This is a genomic window from Vibrio sp. OPT46 (assembly GCF_015163535.1).
In the GTDB taxonomy this organism is placed as follows: Bacteria; Pseudomonadota; Gammaproteobacteria; order Enterobacterales; family Vibrionaceae; genus Vibrio; species Vibrio alginolyticus.
The window spans coordinates 23,293-23,864 of the sequence record NZ_JADDYG010000731.1 but is presented as its reverse complement, the minus strand read 5'-3'; the positions used below and the strand labels follow the sequence as shown (position 1 = coordinate 23,864).

Below are 572 nucleotides of genomic sequence, written 5' to 3'. Positions count from 1 at the left end.
CAGCGCAAGTGGATTTGGTGGAGTAAGCCAATGACCGAATACGCGATTCAAGCTGAAAATGTAGTGAAGAAGTTTGGTGACTTCACCGCCATCAACAACATCACGCTCAATGTACCCAAAGGCAGTATTTATGGTTTTCTTGGTCCCAACGGCTGCGGTAAATCAACAACCATTCGTGTGCTGACTGGCTTGCTTAGCCCAAGTGAGGGCAACGTGGATGTGCTTGGGCTAGAGATCCCAAAACAATCTGAGCTTCTGCGCCTCAAGATTGGCTACATGACACAAAAGTTCTCCCTCTATGATGACCTGACAGTTCAAGAGAATCTTGAGTTTATTGGACAAATCTTTGGTATGGAAACCAAGGCTCTGAAAGCTCGCATCGAAGAACAACTATCCACCTACGGTCTCGACCAGCTGCGTAAACAGCGCGTCGGCGGAATGAGTGGCGGCCAGAAACAACGCTTGTCTCTCGCCGCAGCCACTATGCACAAACCAGAACTGTTGTTTCTCGATGAGCCCACATCTGCGGTTGACCCAGAGAACCGACGCGATTTCTGGGAGCAGTTGTTTGA

The 572-nt window shown here is 49.3% G+C and carries 1 protein-coding gene; it reads left to right on the top strand.

Features of this window, described 5'->3' with window-relative positions:
• Nucleotides 1-30: 30 nt before the first annotated feature.
• Nucleotides 31-572: ABC transporter ATP-binding protein (locus IQR33_RS34555; protein ID WP_228014170.1), on the top strand; the 542-nt coding region annotated here is incomplete at its 3' end.